The organism is Paenibacillus sp. LBL (assembly GCF_029893715.1).
GTDB classification, from domain to species: Bacteria; Bacillota; Bacilli; order Paenibacillales; family Paenibacillaceae; genus Paenibacillus_AQ; species Paenibacillus_AQ glucanolyticus.
In genome coordinates this window covers 600,664-618,035 of sequence record NZ_JARXYU010000003.1, presented here as the reverse complement: position 1 = coordinate 618,035, position 17,372 = coordinate 600,664, and the positions used below count along the sequence as shown (strand labels likewise).

Annotated in this window: 13 protein-coding genes, 1 tRNA gene and 1 riboswitch; of the genes, 3 read left to right on the top strand and 11 right to left on the bottom strand. The window is 48.4% G+C overall.

What is annotated here, in order from left to right; translation table 11 throughout:
* Both M2277_RS11070 and M2277_RS11065 read right to left on the bottom strand, forming a co-directional pair.
* Nucleotides 1-1,806: an ABC transporter ATP-binding protein gene (locus tag M2277_RS11070; protein WP_280754765.1), complete on the bottom strand. Its 1,806-nt coding sequence runs from the start codon at nt 1,804-1,806 to the stop codon at nt 1-3.
* Nucleotides 1,803-3,548 (bottom strand): ABC transporter ATP-binding protein, encoded by a 1,746-nt coding sequence (locus tag M2277_RS11065; RefSeq protein WP_280754764.1) that lies wholly within the window; start codon nt 3,546-3,548, stop codon nt 1,803-1,805. The genes M2277_RS11070 and M2277_RS11065 overlap by 4 nt, the downstream gene beginning before the upstream one ends.
* 346 nt (nt 3,549-3,894) lie before the next feature.
* Between M2277_RS11065 and M2277_RS11060 the strand changes: the two genes are divergently transcribed.
* The gene (locus M2277_RS11060; protein ID WP_006208022.1) at nt 3,895-4,227 is read left to right on the top strand and encodes a hypothetical protein; all 333 of its coding nucleotides are present in this window, start codon (nt 3,895-3,897) and stop codon (nt 4,225-4,227) included.
* Between the two features lie 249 nt (nt 4,228-4,476).
* Here M2277_RS11060 and M2277_RS11055 read toward each other — a convergent pair whose 3' ends face one another.
* The 3 genes from M2277_RS11055 to M2277_RS11045 all read right to left on the bottom strand — a co-directional run bounded on the left by M2277_RS11055 (nt 4,477) and on the right by M2277_RS11045 (nt 5,940).
* Entirely contained in the window at nt 4,477-5,208 is a 732-nt protein-coding gene (locus tag M2277_RS11055; protein WP_280754763.1) for an N-acetylmuramoyl-L-alanine amidase, read from the bottom strand.
* Between the two features lie 247 nt (nt 5,209-5,455).
* A tRNA-Thr gene (locus M2277_RS11050) sits at nt 5,456-5,527 on the bottom strand.
* Nucleotides 5,528-5,634: 107 nt separating this feature from the next.
* Nucleotides 5,635-5,940 (bottom strand): MTH1187 family thiamine-binding protein, encoded by a 306-nt coding sequence (locus tag M2277_RS11045; protein ID WP_006208019.1) that lies wholly within the window; start codon nt 5,938-5,940, stop codon nt 5,635-5,637.
* A gap of 357 nt (nt 5,941-6,297) precedes the next feature.
* A riboswitch (cobalamin riboswitch) is annotated at nt 6,298-6,529 on the top strand.
* 189 nt (nt 6,530-6,718) lie between these two features.
* Here M2277_RS11045 and M2277_RS11040 point away from each other — a divergent pair.
* The gene (locus M2277_RS11040; RefSeq protein WP_280754762.1) at nt 6,719-9,052 is read left to right on the top strand and encodes a ribonucleoside-diphosphate reductase subunit alpha; all 2,334 of its coding nucleotides are present in this window, start codon (nt 6,719-6,721) and stop codon (nt 9,050-9,052) included.
* 726 nt (nt 9,053-9,778) lie between these two features.
* Nucleotides 9,779-10,810 carry a ribonucleotide-diphosphate reductase subunit beta gene (locus tag M2277_RS11035; protein WP_006208017.1) on the top strand — a complete coding sequence of 344 codons (1,032 nt, stop codon included), beginning with the start codon at nt 9,779-9,781 and terminating at the stop codon, nt 10,808-10,810.
* A gap of 393 nt (nt 10,811-11,203) precedes the next feature.
* Here the strand turns inward: M2277_RS11035 and M2277_RS11030 are convergent, their stop codons facing one another.
* The 6 genes from M2277_RS11030 to M2277_RS11005 all read right to left on the bottom strand — a co-directional run bounded on the left by M2277_RS11030 (nt 11,204) and on the right by M2277_RS11005 (nt 17,252).
* Nucleotides 11,204-12,466 (bottom strand): MFS transporter, encoded by a 1,263-nt coding sequence (locus tag M2277_RS11030; protein ID WP_006208016.1) that lies wholly within the window; start codon nt 12,464-12,466, stop codon nt 11,204-11,206.
* A 405-nt stretch (nt 12,467-12,871) separates the two neighbouring features.
* Nucleotides 12,872-13,813 carry a GNAT family N-acetyltransferase gene (locus tag M2277_RS11025; RefSeq protein ID WP_006208015.1) on the bottom strand — a complete coding sequence of 314 codons (942 nt, stop codon included), beginning with the start codon at nt 13,811-13,813 and terminating at the stop codon, nt 12,872-12,874.
* Nucleotides 13,814-13,935: 122 nt separating this feature from the next.
* Nucleotides 13,936-14,079 (bottom strand): hypothetical protein, encoded by a 144-nt coding sequence (locus M2277_RS11020; RefSeq protein WP_006208014.1) that lies wholly within the window; start codon nt 14,077-14,079, stop codon nt 13,936-13,938.
* A gap of 154 nt (nt 14,080-14,233) precedes the next feature.
* Nucleotides 14,234-15,031: a DUF817 domain-containing protein gene (locus M2277_RS11015; RefSeq protein WP_006208013.1), complete on the bottom strand. Its 798-nt coding sequence runs from the start codon at nt 15,029-15,031 to the stop codon at nt 14,234-14,236.
* Nucleotides 15,032-15,334: 303 nt separating this feature from the next.
* Nucleotides 15,335-16,762: an MDR family MFS transporter gene (locus M2277_RS11010; protein ID WP_006208012.1), complete on the bottom strand. Its 1,428-nt coding sequence runs from the start codon at nt 16,760-16,762 to the stop codon at nt 15,335-15,337.
* Nucleotides 16,763-16,844: 82 nt separating this feature from the next.
* Nucleotides 16,845-17,252: a MarR family winged helix-turn-helix transcriptional regulator gene (locus tag M2277_RS11005; protein WP_006208011.1), complete on the bottom strand. Its 408-nt coding sequence runs from the start codon at nt 17,250-17,252 to the stop codon at nt 16,845-16,847.
* Nucleotides 17,253-17,372: the final 120 nt, after the last annotated feature.

Genomic DNA, 17,372 nt, shown 5'->3' with positions numbered 1-17,372 from the left:
TTATATCTTGCTTACCTCGACTTCATCTCCTGCCGCGGCTTCCACCTCGACAGCGGATTGTTCACCTTGCCATAACAGCTGCATCTCTTCGCTTGTAGCAAGCAGATCCGCCAGGCTGCCTTCAGCCTCGATCCTGCCATCCTTCATGACGATGATATGATCTGCCTTCGAGAGAGCCGCCCTGCGGTGCGATACCGCAATACAAGTAACGTCACGCTCCTTGAACAGTCCATCCCACACCAGCTGCTCCGTCTCCACATCGAGCGCGCTGGACAGATCATCAAAGATAAACAGATCCGCACCCGTCATCAGCATACGCGCCGTAGCCGCGCGCTGAATCTGTCCGCCGGACAGCATGACGCCCCTCGGGCCGACAAACGTCTCCAGTCCCTTATCCAGGTTCTCGATGTCCTTCTCCATGACGGCAAGACGAATGGCCCGTTCGAGAGATTCCTCCGCCCGATCCTTTTTCCCCTGCACAATATTCTCTCTTAGAGGATCGCTGAACAGTCGTGGAACCTGTGGTGTATACGCTGCGCGAGGCGGCATGAGGAAGGTGGCCGGATCGACCTCTTCTCCGTTCCAGCGGATCGAGCCCTCCTCTTTTGGCAGCAGTCCGAGCAATGTCCGAACCAGTGTCGATTTGCCAGCCCCGATTCGTCCGGTGACCACCAGAAATTTGCCGCGCTCCAGACGGAGATTAATATCCGATATTCCATTCTCCGAATTCGGATAATGATAGGATAGGTTCCTGACTTCAAGCTCTTTCAGCTTCTCCCCCGGTTCTCTGGTGATGACAGGCAGTTCCGGCGGATCTTCGTTCAGGTACGTTTCCCGAGCCTCAATAATCTGATCTTCCTCACCCGGGCGAAACAGTGACCGCATCCGGTCAAAGGAAACCTTAAGCCGCTTGTGCTGGAACACCATATAACCGAACAATGAAATACTGAAGCCGATATTCGCCAGATATGTCGTAAACAACGCAAAATCTCCGACGGTAAAATGTCCGGCCTGCATTTCAGCAGCGCACATCAACAGAATCAGACCCGTGCAGATGCTTAATACATGCTGGTTCAGGGATCTCATCCACTGTTTAAACAGATTATCCTTCAGCGCTGCCTGACGGCGGTCTTCATTCAGCTTCGTGAAGCGCTCATGAACATGATCTTCGGCCTGTCCCAGCTTCAAAGCTTGAACGGCACCAAAGGTTTCTGCGATGAAACTCGTAATCCGCCCCGTCGCTTCACGGTTCTTCAGCCCGTAGCGGCGGGCCCGGTTACCGGAGAGGTTGTTCAGCAGTGTCACCACCACGAGTGGCAGGACGGCTACCAGCATGATCTTCCAGTTGATGCTTGCCATGACTGCAACGGAGACAATCGCGAACACGAGTCGTCCCCAGAAGTCCACCCACGACTCCGCATACTCTACAACCTCATCCACGTCATCGCGGAAGCGGCTCATCGCCTCCCCCGGCGATGCCGGCAGATTTCGTCCCGGCCAGCGCATGATGCCTGCCAGCATATTGGTTCGCAGAATAGCCTGAATATGATAGATATACGTTACCCAGGCGTAGAACGCGGCGAAGAATGTGCCTACGCGGGAGAACCTGACAACCGCAATGAAGATGAGCGGCATGGCAAGCCACACGTAATCCGTAGAGCTCGCCGTTGCCCGATCAAAGAACCACTGCATGCCAAGCCCAATTAACAAAGGCAGTGAATGAAAGATACACCATAGAATTCCGTTCACGATAAATAAAGATGGCCGGTAGCGAAACAAACGCCCGATAAATCCGGTAATCGTCATGCAAGCTCCTCCTCTCTGCCCGTAATCAGCAGTCTGGCATAATGTGAAGCCGGATCTTGTGCAAGTTCTTCCCGTGAGCCGAATTCCAGAATCCTTCCGTCACCCAGCACCATAATTTTATCCACCTGCTCCAGCGTGGCCAGACGATGCGCAATAATGATGCCCGTACAACGGCTCATCAGCTGATCCACAGCTACCTGCAGCATTGTTTCCGTTGCGGCATCCAGGCGTGAAGAGGGTTCATCCAGAATCACTAGGCTCGGCTGCGTCAGGAATACCCGGGTTAAAGCGAACAGCTGTGCTTCCCCGGCAGACAGCGAGGATCCGCCTGTTGTCAGATGCGTTTCCAGGCCCTCCGGCTGCGCATCGATCCACTGACGAAGTCCAAGACGCTCCGTCGTTTCCAGAATGAACGCGTCGGATACACCCTTATCAAACAACGTCAGGTTGTCGCGCAGCGACCCATCAAACAGCTGCACGTCCTGCGTTACCATACCGACCCGGCGGTACAGCGCAGGCAGCTTCAGCTTCGTAATATCGGTACCTCCCACGCGGATTACCCCGCTGTCGATGTTGTACAGGCGCAGCAGAATTCGGCTTAGGCTTGACTTCCCGCTTCCGGTGCGCCCGATAATACCAAGACGTTCACCCGGCTTAACGGTAAAATTAATGTCTTGCAGCACCGGTTTATCTTCGTTGTAGCTGAAGTTAACTCCCTCAAACTCCAATCCGAGCGCACCCTCGGGAAGCTCTTCTTGCTCTCCGTCCACAATCTCGCTCTTGTTGGACAGGAGTTCCCTGGAGCGGAGCATGCCGGATTTTGCCTTTTGAAACTCTTGCACCTGATCGCCCAGCATCTCAATCGGGTCGTTCAGCATCTGTGTATATTGATAGATCAGGAACAGGGTTCCCAGCGTAATCTCGCCAATCAGATAATAACGGACCCCCAGTAACAGCACAGCGGTAACGGCAAGTGCAAACAGAACAACCGTGGTATTCCAGGGAATGACCCGCAGCATCCAGGCTTTTCTCCCTTTCAGGAATACACTGCGCATCAAGCGGTGAAACCGATTCATTACGTACGATACATTGCCGTTCGCCTGAACGTCCTCAATGCCTGCGATACGCTCTTCAATCAAGCCGAACAGCGAAGCACTGGCTTCCCGTTCGCTTTTGGATGAATTAACGCCCATGTTCCGGATGAACACCATAAACAGAATCGACAGCAGCGTGAAGACCGTCATGACGATGGCGATAGGCAGACTCACCGTGAACATGAACCCCAATATCCCGGCCAACAGCACAAAACTGCCGATGACCTGCACGATAAACATCGCAAAAAAATTCGAGATGCTGGTTACATCACCATCGACCCGCTCAATCATTTCGCCTGGCGTCTTGACGTTATGAAACCGCATATCCAGACGCAGGCAATGCTTCAAAAGATCGCCACGCAGCCGGTTCGTTGCGCGCCACGAAATATCGTTACCCAGATAACTGACAGCCACCGTAATCAGCTGGTTAATGACAGCCACAACCAGGAATAATCCCGCCAGCTGAATCAGGCTGGCCAGAACACCGCCACCAGCTGCCGTATCGATAAACCGTTTAATAATCTGCGGATTCAGCAGCTGCAAGCCTGTCGACGTCAACAGCATAATAAGCAGAAGCAGCAGTCGTCCTTTGACCGGCTTCAAATATCGCAGCAGCCACGACATAGAAACCTTTTCTTTTTTGGGCACAGTGCCCACCCCCATATGCAAGCAAGTATGTACAAACCTCCATCACCCCAAAAAACAAGGCATGGCGGCAGTAAATCATTACCAGTCTACATGAAAACCACAGCCATTCCTAGGTAAAGAATAATTATAATGGGATGTGCGTTTATTCAGGAATGCATGATACATAAATGTCGCAGCCACGCGAAATTTCCCGGTTGGACATGACTATGAAGAAAGCTCATTTATTTTTTTCTTCCTATATAAATCTTCCAAGTCAAGACCCGCTTCAAAAAAAATCGAATCCCATAATTCAGCATACTCGTATATGTATAATAGAGTGACGTGCAACTTTTTGGAGGTGGGCATAATGAATACTGGGATCAGTGGATTAGACGGACTGGATGAAGAGAAGCTATTGGAAATTCGAGAAAATGCCTCAAAGCTCTCAGATATGAAACAAGAGGTGCCCGTGGAAGAACTGTTCTCGGAATCATTTATTCAACGGCATACCAAGTTTTCTTCCATAGATCACTTGCTGAAAGCTGCTGGTTACGAGGGAAGCACGGATGAAGATTTTGACATATTCATACAAGGAAGTACGATTAACCCGTTTATCGTTGAACATACCCCATTTCGAAGCTGGAAGGATTTTCAGGAATTAGCCGTATCCGCCTATATCACGAAATGGCTGGGATTCTAAATAATGTTGGCAGAATATCAGGTCCACACTAAGGTCTAGTTGAGGATCGAAAGAGCAGAGGATCGAAAGAGCAGAAGACCAAAGAAGCCCCTCTAACCGAAGTTAGAGGGGCTTCTGATATATTTTTTAAGGGGTGCTTTTATTATATTCTGCGAATCTTAATGGGAGATTAAATTTTAATTAAGGGGAACTAAAATGTGGCTGGACGATTGGCTCATGGGTTATGGGTTATGGGTTATGGGTTATGGGTTATGTCTCCTTTGTTATCGTTGCTGTCTTTGTTTTATTGTCCCATCCCACGGTTGCACCCAGTGCCTCGGCAGTCGCCCGAAGCGGTACATAGGTCACCCCGTTAATCAGCTTGCCATCCTGAATTGGTTTGCCGTTTACAATAACATTCACCTTATCACTCACCTCACCAGCCGCCTCCTTCTTTTGCAACCCGAGATATTTTGCAATGCCGGCAACATGACCTTCGATGAGGGCACCTACGACATCCTCTCTCTTAAGCTTAGCTGCATCCGCGGCAACATCAACAAACAAATTTTCTGTCAGTACCGCAGGCATGTTCGATTCACGGACCATGTGCAGGTTCTTTGCCTTCTGCCCCCTGTCGATTACGTTAAAAGGCTTTAAGGCCGTCATAATCTCGGTATGAAGCACATTTTGCAAAGAGGCTGTTGCAGCCGACGTATGCGTGTACTTATAGGATTCGAAGCCACCGGCTCCTCCTCCTGCATTACAGTGGACGGAAACCAGGATATCTACCCCAGCCTTGTTGGCCGCCTCGGTCCGCTCCATTAGCGTAGGAAAGACATCCGCAGATCTGGAGAGCAGCACCTGCACGCCATTGTACTCGGCCTCCAGCCGTTTTTTTACGCTCAGGGACACCGCTAGCACGATGTCCTTTTCCAACAGACCATGAGCAGTCGCTCCGGTATCTTTTCCACCGTGGCCTGGATCAATAAATACCTTCTTCATCTCCCTTCACCTCATCTTTCCGAGCCGCAGCCCGTTTCATCTTTTCGACAGCGAAGGCCACGAACAAACTCGAATAATATGAATCGCTTACTATGTAATATATGATATAAAATGCCGAATGATAGGGCGCTCTCTCCTTAACAGGAATAGCCCCCGGATCACCCAGGGGCACAAAAAACACGCCTTGCGGCGCCATTTTTATATCATTCCAGCCAGAAATCAGGATATGATCTCCTTGCAATGAACATGCTGGTGAAGGGAATTGAACCCCCGACCTACGCATTACGAGTGCGTTGCTCTACCCCTGAGCTACACCAGCATATGTGGTTCGAAAACAAGCCTCCACGAACAGCAAAATTATTATAATACTTTAGCAGCAAAATACAAGTCCCAGCCTAGCCGGAACATCCCTTGCAATAAGCAAGATTATCCGCCTAATTTTTCCTGCACCGATTGAATCTTTTGCTTGCTGGAGGAGACTTGATCCCTGCGGTCATCAATCTTGACCGAAGTCGATACGCGCTGGGCTCCAGATAGAAATGGCGCCTCATGCAGAGCTTCAATCGCTCGCCAGATCATATTCAGCTCGCCCTCTATGATGGTGCTCATCGAAGTCAGCTCATATGTAATCCCGTCCTGTTGTTTCAATATACGCTGCATCTCGGCCACATAAGAGCTTAAGCTCGTTGTTGCTGTTCCAATCGGAATCACCGTCACTTCCGCTATAGCCAATACCAAAACCTCCCTCGCAACATCTCATATATAGAACTCTTCAATCTCCAGACACAGATATCATATCAATTCTGATCACTCATATCAAAGCCCCTAACTCGCTATTCACAATAAAAAATAGTCTGCTCCTTCCACCACAGATCCAGTACGCAACTATCGTATTTTGTCAAAACGATAATATACGTGGTATGTGTGCAGAAAAGGTCGCATTCGGTCACAATCCAGGAAATGTTATGGCCTTTTGACAGTTTCTTAGCTGGCACAATGACCGCTCGTTTGCTATAATTCTTTTTGCGTTCAATTTTAAGAATATGGTTTACAAACACAATATATTGGGTTAAATTAGATAAACAACAACCAAATATAGTGTGTATAGGTGCCGGAACAACCTATAAGGCGGTCCGGCTTAATAGGGAAGCATGGTGTAAATCCATCACGGTCCCGCCACTGTAAGGGCTCTCGGCTATTATCCTATCCAGGCCGAACCAAATCATGGAATATTCTTCTGGCGGACCTCATCAAGGTCTTGGGGAAGGCTCCGATTTGTCAAAGTCCGAGTCAGGAGACCTGCCTGTACGCAGCCAACACCAACCTACGGGACATTAGGTAAGTGTTCGTTAAACTTGCGTCTGTACATAACATCAGGCCCCTTCAAGGGCTTATGTCAAACGTCATTCACGAATCACAGCGCACGGACATTTTCAAGCCTGCGGGTTTTAGAAAATGTTTTTTTGATGTCCTTTTTCATATTTCCCCCTAAGAAAGCGAGGAATTATTCATGCCCCAGCTCGTAGTTAAACCGAACAACCGTCAGCTCGCCTTTGATGAAATACGCCTCTCTGTCTATGCCGACCGCAATCTGAAAGGATTGGACATGCTTGATAAAGAGCGCCTGCTTCGCGGCGTAAATGCTAAACTGCGCGGTGAGCAAGTCACCGGCGAAGAAATCAGCAGCGCCTTCACGATGTCCGCGCTTGAGCTTGTGACAAAAGAAGAGCCGAATTGGAAGTTTGCAGCTGCGCGTTCGTTTCTGACCTCTTTATATAAAAAAGCGGCCACCAACCGCCGATACAAAGCCTACCCGGAAGAGCCTTACGGTGCCTTCTACCCGCTCATCACAGAGCTTGTACAGAAGGGCATCTATCGCGAGGATCTTCTGACCAGCTACACCAAGGAGCAAATCGAAGAGCTCGGCGAATGCATCGATCCAAGCCGCGATCTGCTGTTTGATTACATTGGTCTTTTGACACTGGCTGAGCGTTATTTGGCAACCGACTTTGACGGTCGTGTCATGGAACTTCCGCAAGAACGCTACATGGTAATCGCAATGTTCCTCATGCACAACGAGCCAGCCGACAAACGTATTGACCTTGTAAAAGAAGCCTACTGGGCGATGAGCAACCTGTACATGACAGCTGCCACACCGACCATGTCCAATGCAGGCAAAAAAGTAGCAGGCCAGCTCTCCAGCTGCTTCATTGATACCGTTGACGACTCTCTGGAAGGCATCTTCGATTCCAACACCGATATTGCCCGTCTCAGCAAAATGGGTGGCGGCATTGGCGTGTACCTCGGTAAAGTCCGTGCACGCGGCTCGGATATCCGCGGTCACAAGAACACCAGCTCCGGCGTTATCCCTTGGATTCGCCAATTGAACAACACTGCCGTAAGCGTTGACCAATTGGGAACTCGTAAAGGAGCCATCGCGGTTTATCTGGATGTGTTCCACAAAGATATTCTGTCCTTCCTGGATCTGAAGCTGAACAACGGTGACGAGCGTATGAGAGCCCATGACGTGTTCCATGGCATCTGTCTGCCTGACCTGTTTATGGAGGCTGTAGAGGCCCGTGAGGAGTGGAGCCTGTTCTGTCCTCATGAAGTGAAGAAGATCATGGGCTGGAAAGACGAGAACGGCCGTTCGCTTGGCCTGGAAGACTTCTATGATCAAGCTCAAGGCGATGGCGAGTTCCGTCAAAAATATGCACAAGCCGTGGCGAACCCGCAGTTGCCGCGTATTACGGTACAAGCGATCGACATTATGAAACGCGTGATGAAATCCCAGCTTGAAACGGGTACACCGTACATGTTCTACCGCGACACGGTAAACCGTGCGAACCCGAACTCTGCACATGGCATGATTTACTCATCCAACCTGTGCACCGAGATCATGCAGAACCAATCTCCAACCGTTGTCGAGCAAGAAGAGTTGGTAACAAAGGATGGTCAAACCCGGATCGTTATTTCCAAAATCCCTGGCGATTTCGTTGTCTGCAACCTGAATTCCATCCACTTGGCTCGCGCTGTACCGGCCGGTGTGCTGGAGCGTCTCGTTCCTATCCAGGTTCGTATGCTGGATAACGTTATCGACATCAACAATATTGAAGTTCTGCAAGCCCAATATACCAACAGCCAATACCGTGCGGTCGGTCTTGGAACCTTCGGTCTGCATCACTTGCTGGCGCTGGAAGGTATCCGCTGGGAGTCCGACGAAGCCGTTGCCTATAATGACAACCTGTATGAACACATCAATTACCTGCTCGTGAAATCCAGCATGGAGCTGGCCAAGGAAAAAGGCCACTATCCGAAATTCAAAGGCTCCGATTGGGAGAGCGGCGAGTACTTCACGTTCCGCGGTTACACCGACGGCGAGCATGAAGGCAAATTCGTAACCACCGAACAGTGGCGTGAGCTGCAACAGGAAGTACAAGCCAATGGTGTCCGTAACGCATGGCTGTTTGCCATCGCACCGAACGGCTCCACATCGATTATCGCCGGTTCCACAGCGAGCATCGATCCATTGTACGAACTTCTGTCTTATGAAGAAAAAACCACCTACAAAGTGGCTAACCCGGCTCCGGATCTGTCTGAAAAAACAATCTGGTACTACAAGACCGCTTTCCTGATCGACCAGCATTGGTCCATCAAAATGGCGGCTGCGCGTCAACGTCACGTTGACCAGGCGCAAAGCTTTAACCTGTATGTTCGCCCTGATATCCGGGCTTCGGAATTCCTGGAGCTGCACCTGCATGCATGGAAAGCCGGCATCAAGTCCACGTATTATGTGCGCAGCCGTGCGTTGACGATTGAAGAGTGTGAGTCGTGCGCAAGCTAAGAGTTTAATGTAAACTATTTCGAACCCGCCCAAACCCTCCCTTCCAAGGGAGGGCCCCAAGGGCTCTGCCCTCTGGACACCCGCAAGGTGTGCAGGGAATGAATGAGGCGCTTCTATGTTACTTTGGTGGCTAGGAGCGCTTTCTCCCTTCGGGAACGCTGGAATGTAGTGCGGGGACTATGGCGTTACTCGTGCGTTTATTGAGTTACTTCCTGCGTGGACCGCTCTCCCTTTGGGAGTCGCTTCTCATCTTGTGCAGGGACTAAGGCTGCTTCGTGCGTTTATTGAGTTACTTCCTGCTGGGATCGCTCTCCCTTTGGGAGTCGCTTCTCATGTTGTGCAGAGAGTAAGAGCTGCTTCGTGCGTTTATTGAGTTACTTCCTGCTGGGATCGCTCTCCTTTTGGGAGTCGCTTCTCATGCGGTGCGGGGACCTTTGAGGTACTTCGCGCGGTTGTTGAGTTGCTGCCTGCTGGGATCGCTCTCCCCTAGGGAGTCGCTTCTCATGCGGTGCAACAAGCATCGAACGGCTGTAAGCGGGATTGAATATACTTTCTAATACAAGACTACAAGGGTAAGGGTATCCAAGCGGAAGAGTTTACGTCCGCCTTTGGGAGCCCTTTGATACCATTAAATACATTCAAGCAAAGGGCGGACAACAGCGGCTGGAGAGTGGATACCCGTCCCTCAACCCGCCCTACTATGATATGCAAGGAGAGAGAATTGGCATGCAAATGCAAAAGATATTTAACACCGAAGCACCCAACCGCTCCACCCGTGTAATTGAAGGTGAGTGCTCCGGGATCTTGAACTGGAACGACATTCGGATGCCTCATATGTATAAACTATACAAGGTGCTGCTGCTGAACCACTGGATCGCGGACGAAATCCCGATGTCCAAGGATGCGCAGCAGTTCCCTACACTGGACTCAGAGGAACAGCGTACCTTTAAAATCAACATCTCCCTGCTGGCTGTGCTGGATTCCATGCAGACGATGTTTGTCAGCGATGTGAAGCGTTATTTTACCGACTCGTCACTCGAAGCCATCTCGGCCATCATCGGTCAGCAAGAGGTCGTTCACAATCAATCCTATTCCTACGTGCTCTCTTCCATCGTTTCGGATCAAGAGCAGAAGGAAATCTTCGAATACTGGAAGCATGATCCGGTTCTGCTGGAGCGCAATCAGTTCATTTCAGATATTTATCAGAACTTCCGCGATAATCCGTCGCCGCAAACCTTCTTTGAAGCGATGGTGGCCGACCTGATCCTGGAAGGTATCTTCTTCTATAGCACGTTTGCCTTCTTCTACAACCTGGCTCGCGACCAGAAGATGATGGCAACCAGCCAGATGATCTCTTACATTCAGCGTGACGAGAACCAGCACTGCTACTTCTTCGCCGAAGTATTCAAACAGCTGCTCAAGGATTTCCCAGAGCTGAACTCCCAAGAGAACATCGACTACCTGTACCGCACCATCGACCGTGCTGTTGAGCTCGAGACCAACTGGGCACACTACACGCTCAGCAATGTACGCGGCATCGATCTGAACGAGTTGGGCGACTACATCAAATACATCGCAAACCGTCGTATTACGATGATGGGTCTGGAAAAAGCTTACCAAGGCGTAGACGTCAACTGCATGCCATGGATCAAGCCTTTCTCGGATGAAGCTCTGAACGCAACCAAAACCGATTTCTTCGAAGCCAAATCCCGTAACTACGGCAAGGTTGGCGACGACAACGGTTTTGACGATCTATAACAGAGTCTTCAAAGTCCTTGGGACACCCGCAAGTTTTGCAATGAGTTTATAAAGCGCTTCTAGGCTAATATAGCACTAGGAGCGCTTTTTCTCTTTGGGAATGCTGGAAGATTGACGTAGGGACGATGAAGCCATTGTGTACTTATGTTGAGTCTCTGCCTTCGGAGGCTGGTCTTCTATCGGTCGGTTAAACTGAGCTACCTCAACAACATCTCACACGAGATCATTAGGCAGGTCCCCAAAAAACGAACAAACCTCGGAGTCATTGTCTCCGAAAGTATGATGTGATTTTCTAAGGGGGGAATCGCTTTCTCGCTTAATAAAGAAATTCGCTCACTCAAATAATATTCAATTTATGGATATTTTCTAAATTCCATTAGAAAACTTTATATTCTAATGGGTTGTATTAATCTGTTTTGCCGCTCCGACAACAATGTGTTTTTTCACATAGAATATAAAGAATATTCCTAGGCCAACTTCTAACACACTGGTCAGTATAGGTACAGATCGAATTCCAAAATAGTATATAAAGACTCCAGTTAGAAACGCCCCCACTTGTATAGAAGCTAAACTACAAGTGTTCCAAAGGCCAAACAATCTGCCTCGTAAATGAGCAGGCACGTCAGTTTGCATTATTTGTCGTTCAAAAGGTACGATAAATGCACCTACAAAAGCGAATAACATTAAACTAATCGCACCTTGATAGAGCTGCTCTGTAAAACCAAAGAGCGTCCAGGTCAGCCCCATCAATATATATACATAACCATATTTATAAGGGTTCTTAAACAAGAACTTGTTATTAGCTAACCAGTAGCCTACCAATACTGAGATAATACCTTCAGATATATAGAGTAAACTGATACCATAATGCTTTGTTTCATAGACATTGGATACAAATTGCTCTAACATCAAATTGAATGATCCAATGATTATTCCCCCTGATAGAGCTGCAAGTAGGACAAGTTTTACAAATTTTTGTTCTTTTATTACTTGTATTCCTACAACAAACTCCTTTTTGATGTTCTTGGAACTCACCATTTTCCTATTGTTTTTCAGGGTAATTCTACTACTTATAATTGCTGAAACAAAAAATGAAAGCGAGGTAACCATCCAAGCAATATCCAGATCTAAGAAGGAAATTAAGGTTCCACCAGCTGCAGCGCCTAGTAATCTAATAGAACTTGTTATTGTGAAATTAAAGGAGTTAGCTACAATTAAATCATCCTCTTCAATTAAATCAGGTATGATCGTTTGACGTGCAATAGTTGCTAAAGAGTTTAGAAGTCCACCTACGAACCTTAATAAACAGAATAAAATCCAAGCATACATACCACCTAGTAACGGAACAACGATATATCCTAGAAATAAAATTCCCCGAAATACTTCTGAAAAAACAATCACCTTCTTCGGATTAAATCGATCGACTAAGAAACCAACTAAAAAACTAAACATTAAAGGCGCAAGTCCACTTACAGCCCATAACATCCCTAGTTGAATTCCATTGTCTGTAATTTGATTAAGTAATACAAGCATCGCTATGAAGGAACCCCATGAGGTTAAACCTGTTAGAATGTTCGTATACGTTAAATATTTGTAACTGGGATATTTCCTCCAAATTAATGAAATCTGGTTCGTTTTTTTCAATTTAATCCCCATCCCCTCTCTTTAAGTAGGATTCGAATTCTTGCCAATCTATTTTATTAAGTATCTTAAGGCATTCTAAAGTCATTAACTCTCACAAATTATCATTTCGCCTCCTTCATTTTATGTGGAAATTTTAACAATATATTAAGAAAATGTATATTGAGAAATTATTCTCTGTTGATAGGTCTTATAAAATTCTTAACTTAAATATTGGAATAATATTAAAAAAAATATAAATACATTACGTCTGCCTGAATCCTTGATCCAATGATATTAAAATTGAAAAAATCAAAAAAAACTCCTTCAACAAACACAAACCTCCGCGATATTCCTGCCAGGAATATCACGGAGGTTTTTTTAACGCGCTTGGATCGGCTGCATTCCAATCATCATCTTATCATCTTGCTATCTAGCGGGTTACCACTTGGCTGCCCATACCTCGATTTCTACCTGAATGGACGGCATCGCAAGTGCCGGCACGTAGGCCATTGTCATGGCCGGCGCCTTTCCGCCATGGAACTTTTCCCACACCTGATGGAAGTGAACCCAGTCCACCTGCTGTGCTGCCCAAATATTGATTTTGACGATATGATCCGCCGAGAGTGCTTCTGCTGCCAACAGGCGCTGAATGTTCGCCAGGGTATTCTCGACTTGTTCCTTCATATCATCCGGCAATCCCCCCTCCATATCGGTTCCCACCTGCCCGGACAAGACCAGCAGCTCGGCTCCCTTCGGAACCTTGGTAACATGGGTATAAGGCCCGATTGGCGGAGCGATGACAGAGGGATTGTACCGCTGAACTTGGGACTGAGACCGGTGATCCTCTTCATTCAGAATAGCCAGCGTCTGATGGTCCTCCCACTGTCCGTTGATGTTTACATTTTTTCTGGCAATGCCTTCCTGATGGAATCCGGCTTTACACAGCACTTTAATCGATCCCAGGTTATGCGGCATTACCCCCGCCTCAATCCGGTGGAACTTCAATTCCTGAAAAGCATGCTTCACCACCAGCTGAACGGCCTCCGTCATATAACCCTTTCCATTATGGCGTTGGTCCAGGAAATAACCGATCCAGCAGCTCTGCAGATTCCACCGCACCACTTCGGTCAGCATGATCTCCCCGATAACCTCTTCGGTGTCTCGCAGCCCAATCACATAGAGATATCCCTGATCCCCTTTACTTGATTCCAGGGCTTCTTGAATCCGTTCCAGCTGTCCCTGGCGGGTATAGAAGGCTTCTTCTCTTAAACCCGTGAACCGTTGAAAAAAATCCCGATTCTCCACCTCAAGCTTCAGCAGCGCATCCGCATCCGATTCCTCTACTGGCTTTACATAAATCTGTTTTCCTTGCAATAACATGGCGTGCCTCTCCTCTACCGGAAAAATGAAAAACACAAAAACACCACAGAGCTCCTGTGGTGTGCATGCCGATCTATGCAGCCACAGGTAAGCGACCTGTGGTGTTTAATTCCACTGCATCCTCATTCGAACAACCGAATGGAAGGATCCTTGATCGCTGAATATCCGATTATGGACATACTTATCCCGTCCTCGGATAGATCAAAGAAAACAGCGGTGGAGCATCCCATGCCTTTGGACAAAGACGCCAACGATCTTTTTTTCATGTGAACCCCCTCCGTTCCATCTCATGTTGTTCCTATATTCCAATCCTCTATATTCAGAACATACTCGTTCTCATCCTGCATCTTCAACGTAAGTCTATAGTTAACCATAATTACCCGTGTTCTGCAAGCAGGATCCAATATCAACGGAGCCGCCTCACATAACCGTTCCCTTGGGATTGTCCTTGGACGGCCCTCTGCCCAGCTTAAGGTGCTTCAACTGAGCCACGATGATGACACTGATCACCACCAGCAGGAACCACGAGCTGATTTTGCCGATATGCACCAGACTCCATGTCCGCTCCTGACCCGGATAGGTCCAGGCCCCAAGGAAGGTTGAAATATTCTCCGCAATCCAGATGAAGAATCCAATCAGCAGAAACGACAGCACCAGTGGCATCCGCAGTGTTTTGCCGTCAACGTCAAAGTACACCACCGTTCTGCCGAACACCACGAATAATAGCGCCGTAAGGAGCCAACGGGCATCCCATACATAATGATGGGTGAAGAAATTGGCATAGATCGCGGCGCTCAGCAGTACGGTGAGCACAGGCAGCGGCCAGCCGGTAATACGCAGATTCATTCGCCGCCAAGCCTGACAGATATAACTCGCAACACTTGCATACATAAAGCCGCTGTACAGCGGCACCCCGCCGATTTTACTCCAGGCTTCCTCAGGGTAAGACCACGATCCCATATGGACCTTATACAGCTCCAGCATCAGGCCGATGACGTGAAAGACACAGATCACCTTCAGCTCATCCCACGTCTCCAGCTTACTGACAAGCATCCCGATTTGAGCCAGCACACATATAAGAAGAATAAGATCATAACGCGGGATTCCTGGAATTTCAATGATTTTGCTCAATGCGAGCGCTCCAAATATGATAACCGGAAAAATACAGGACAACGCCTGCTGATAACCGAATACCCATAACTTTCGTATAAAATCCATAAGTCCCTCCTGCATAGCAGCACATTACGTTCACCCTACCACAGACCCTGATTTGAATAAAAGAACAGCATTGTCATAATTGACCCAGGTTATCCTCGATAAAAAGTAAAAGAGAGAGCAGCTCCTTCTGCTGCTCTCTCTCCGTTCAATATCGTTCCAGACTATTTGTATTCGCGTGTCAGCACCCTCATGCAATACAACGCATAATCGTTTAATCGCTTGATTTATTAGAAATCATTTGCCATAGGTCATGCTTTAGCGATCGGATGAATGACCTTCCTCAAATACCCGATACCGGCGTGGTCAGACTGCGACATGCTGAACCGGTTTTTTCTTTTTGACTCGTAACAAAAATGTAAGAGGTATGGCCACGACAGCCACCATCGTCCCGATCAGAAATACGTCATCGATGCCCATCGTGGTGGCAACGCCCTTGGTCGTGGCACCCGCTCCCATATAGTATGAGGTTCTGGATACCACCAGCGCACTGAAAATGCCGATGGACAACGAGGCAAGCCCTTGACGAGCCCAATTCGTTATGGATGACGCATGGCCCGAATATTCACTGGACACCGCACTCATCGCTGCATTCGTTAACGGCATATTACACAGCGCGATACCAAGACAGCGGATCAATTGCAGCAGTGAAATGTACAGCACCGAAGTATGAGTGCCGATTCCGCTGAAGGCCAGGGTGGCGGCCACAATAATCAGGACACCTGTAATCACCAGCCGAAACGGACCGATCCGATCATAAAATTTGCCGATAATCGGCGAGGCAGCCGCCATGACAATCGCTCCCGGCAGCATGATCAGCCCCGTATCCATTGGAGACAGCTTCAGCACAGTCTGCAAATACAGCGGCACCAGAAGCGTTCCGGTATAAAGCGATATCGTCACAATACAGTTCAGCATTAAGCTGTACCGAAACCGCGGAAACTTGAATACCTTGAGCTGCAGCAGCGGGGATTTGATGCGCAGCTCCCACCTAACAAAGAACAACAGCAGCAATATGCCGGAGAGGAGCAAAGACAGCGTCTTCCAGGAGCCCCATCCCCAGTCATTGCCGTGACTGAACGAGAGCAGGAGCAGGGAACTGCCCAGCACCACGGTCAAGAACCCGAGGAAATCAAACGTCTTTTTCTCCGTCAGTCTGTAGAAGGGTATGAATTTACTTACGATGACGATAGATATCAGGCCAATGGGAATATTCAGAACAAAGATCGATTTCCAGCCAAAATATTGAACCAGCCAACCTCCCAGGGTTGGTCCGATAACGGGTGCCAGCATGGAGGCAAGGCTCCACAGCCCCATCGCATAGGCCTGCCGCTCACGCGGGAATACCTGATAAATAATCGTCATCGTAATCGGGATGATCATCCCCCCGAATACGCCTTGCGTAATCCTGAACGCAATCAGGGTCTGGATATTCCAGGCGACAACGCATAGCAGCGACGATAGGGTAAAACCTATCAAAGCAAAAATGAACAGCCTTTTATAACTGAGCTGGTCCCCCATATAGCCTACGATGGGAGCCACAATTCCGGTTGCAAGCAGGTAGCCGGCCATCAGCCACTGGGTGGTGCTCAGCGTAGCATCGAACTGCTCCATCACAACCGGGAAAGCCACATTAATCGTGGTAATGCTCAGCACGGCCAGAAAATTGCCGAAAAACACAGCGCTCATAATAAGCCAAAATGAAGATTTCTCTTGTGTCTCTTGTGTATTCACATGAAGCCTCCTAAAACAAAATAAACCCGCCCAGGTCTGGTTAACAGAGCGGAGGCGGGATGCGAGAGCATCGACTTGAACGTTATGGAAATAATTTTTTGCCCAGCAATCGGAGCAAAATATACAGATGATCCGCCTCATCCTGATCCATCTGCCTGAAGGATTCCATGACGGCATAATCCCCCTCGCTGCGAGCATCAAGCACAAGCTGCCGGCCAGTCTCCGTAAAATTGACATAGTGGCTTCGTCCGTCGCTCGGATTGGGCGTTCGAGCCACCAGCCCCCGTTGCTCCAACGCATCCACCAAATACGTAATCGTCGCAGCTTTAAGCTCCATATGCTCAGCCAGTCGATTGGGAAGCCATGGCCCCTGCTGCTCAATCAAACTTAAGATCTTATACTGATTCATCGTCAAATCGTTCTTTCTCAGATGACTTAGAAAAGATACGACCCGATGCCTCGTCATTTTATCCGACAACTCACGATACATGTCCATGAGTCTCTCAACGCTTGCTTCTCTTTCGTTCTCCAGAGCATTTCACCTCGGTTCTTATTTTAGTTCAATAATTCTAAGTTGTAAACACCATTTTCATGATTTTCATTCCTTAAT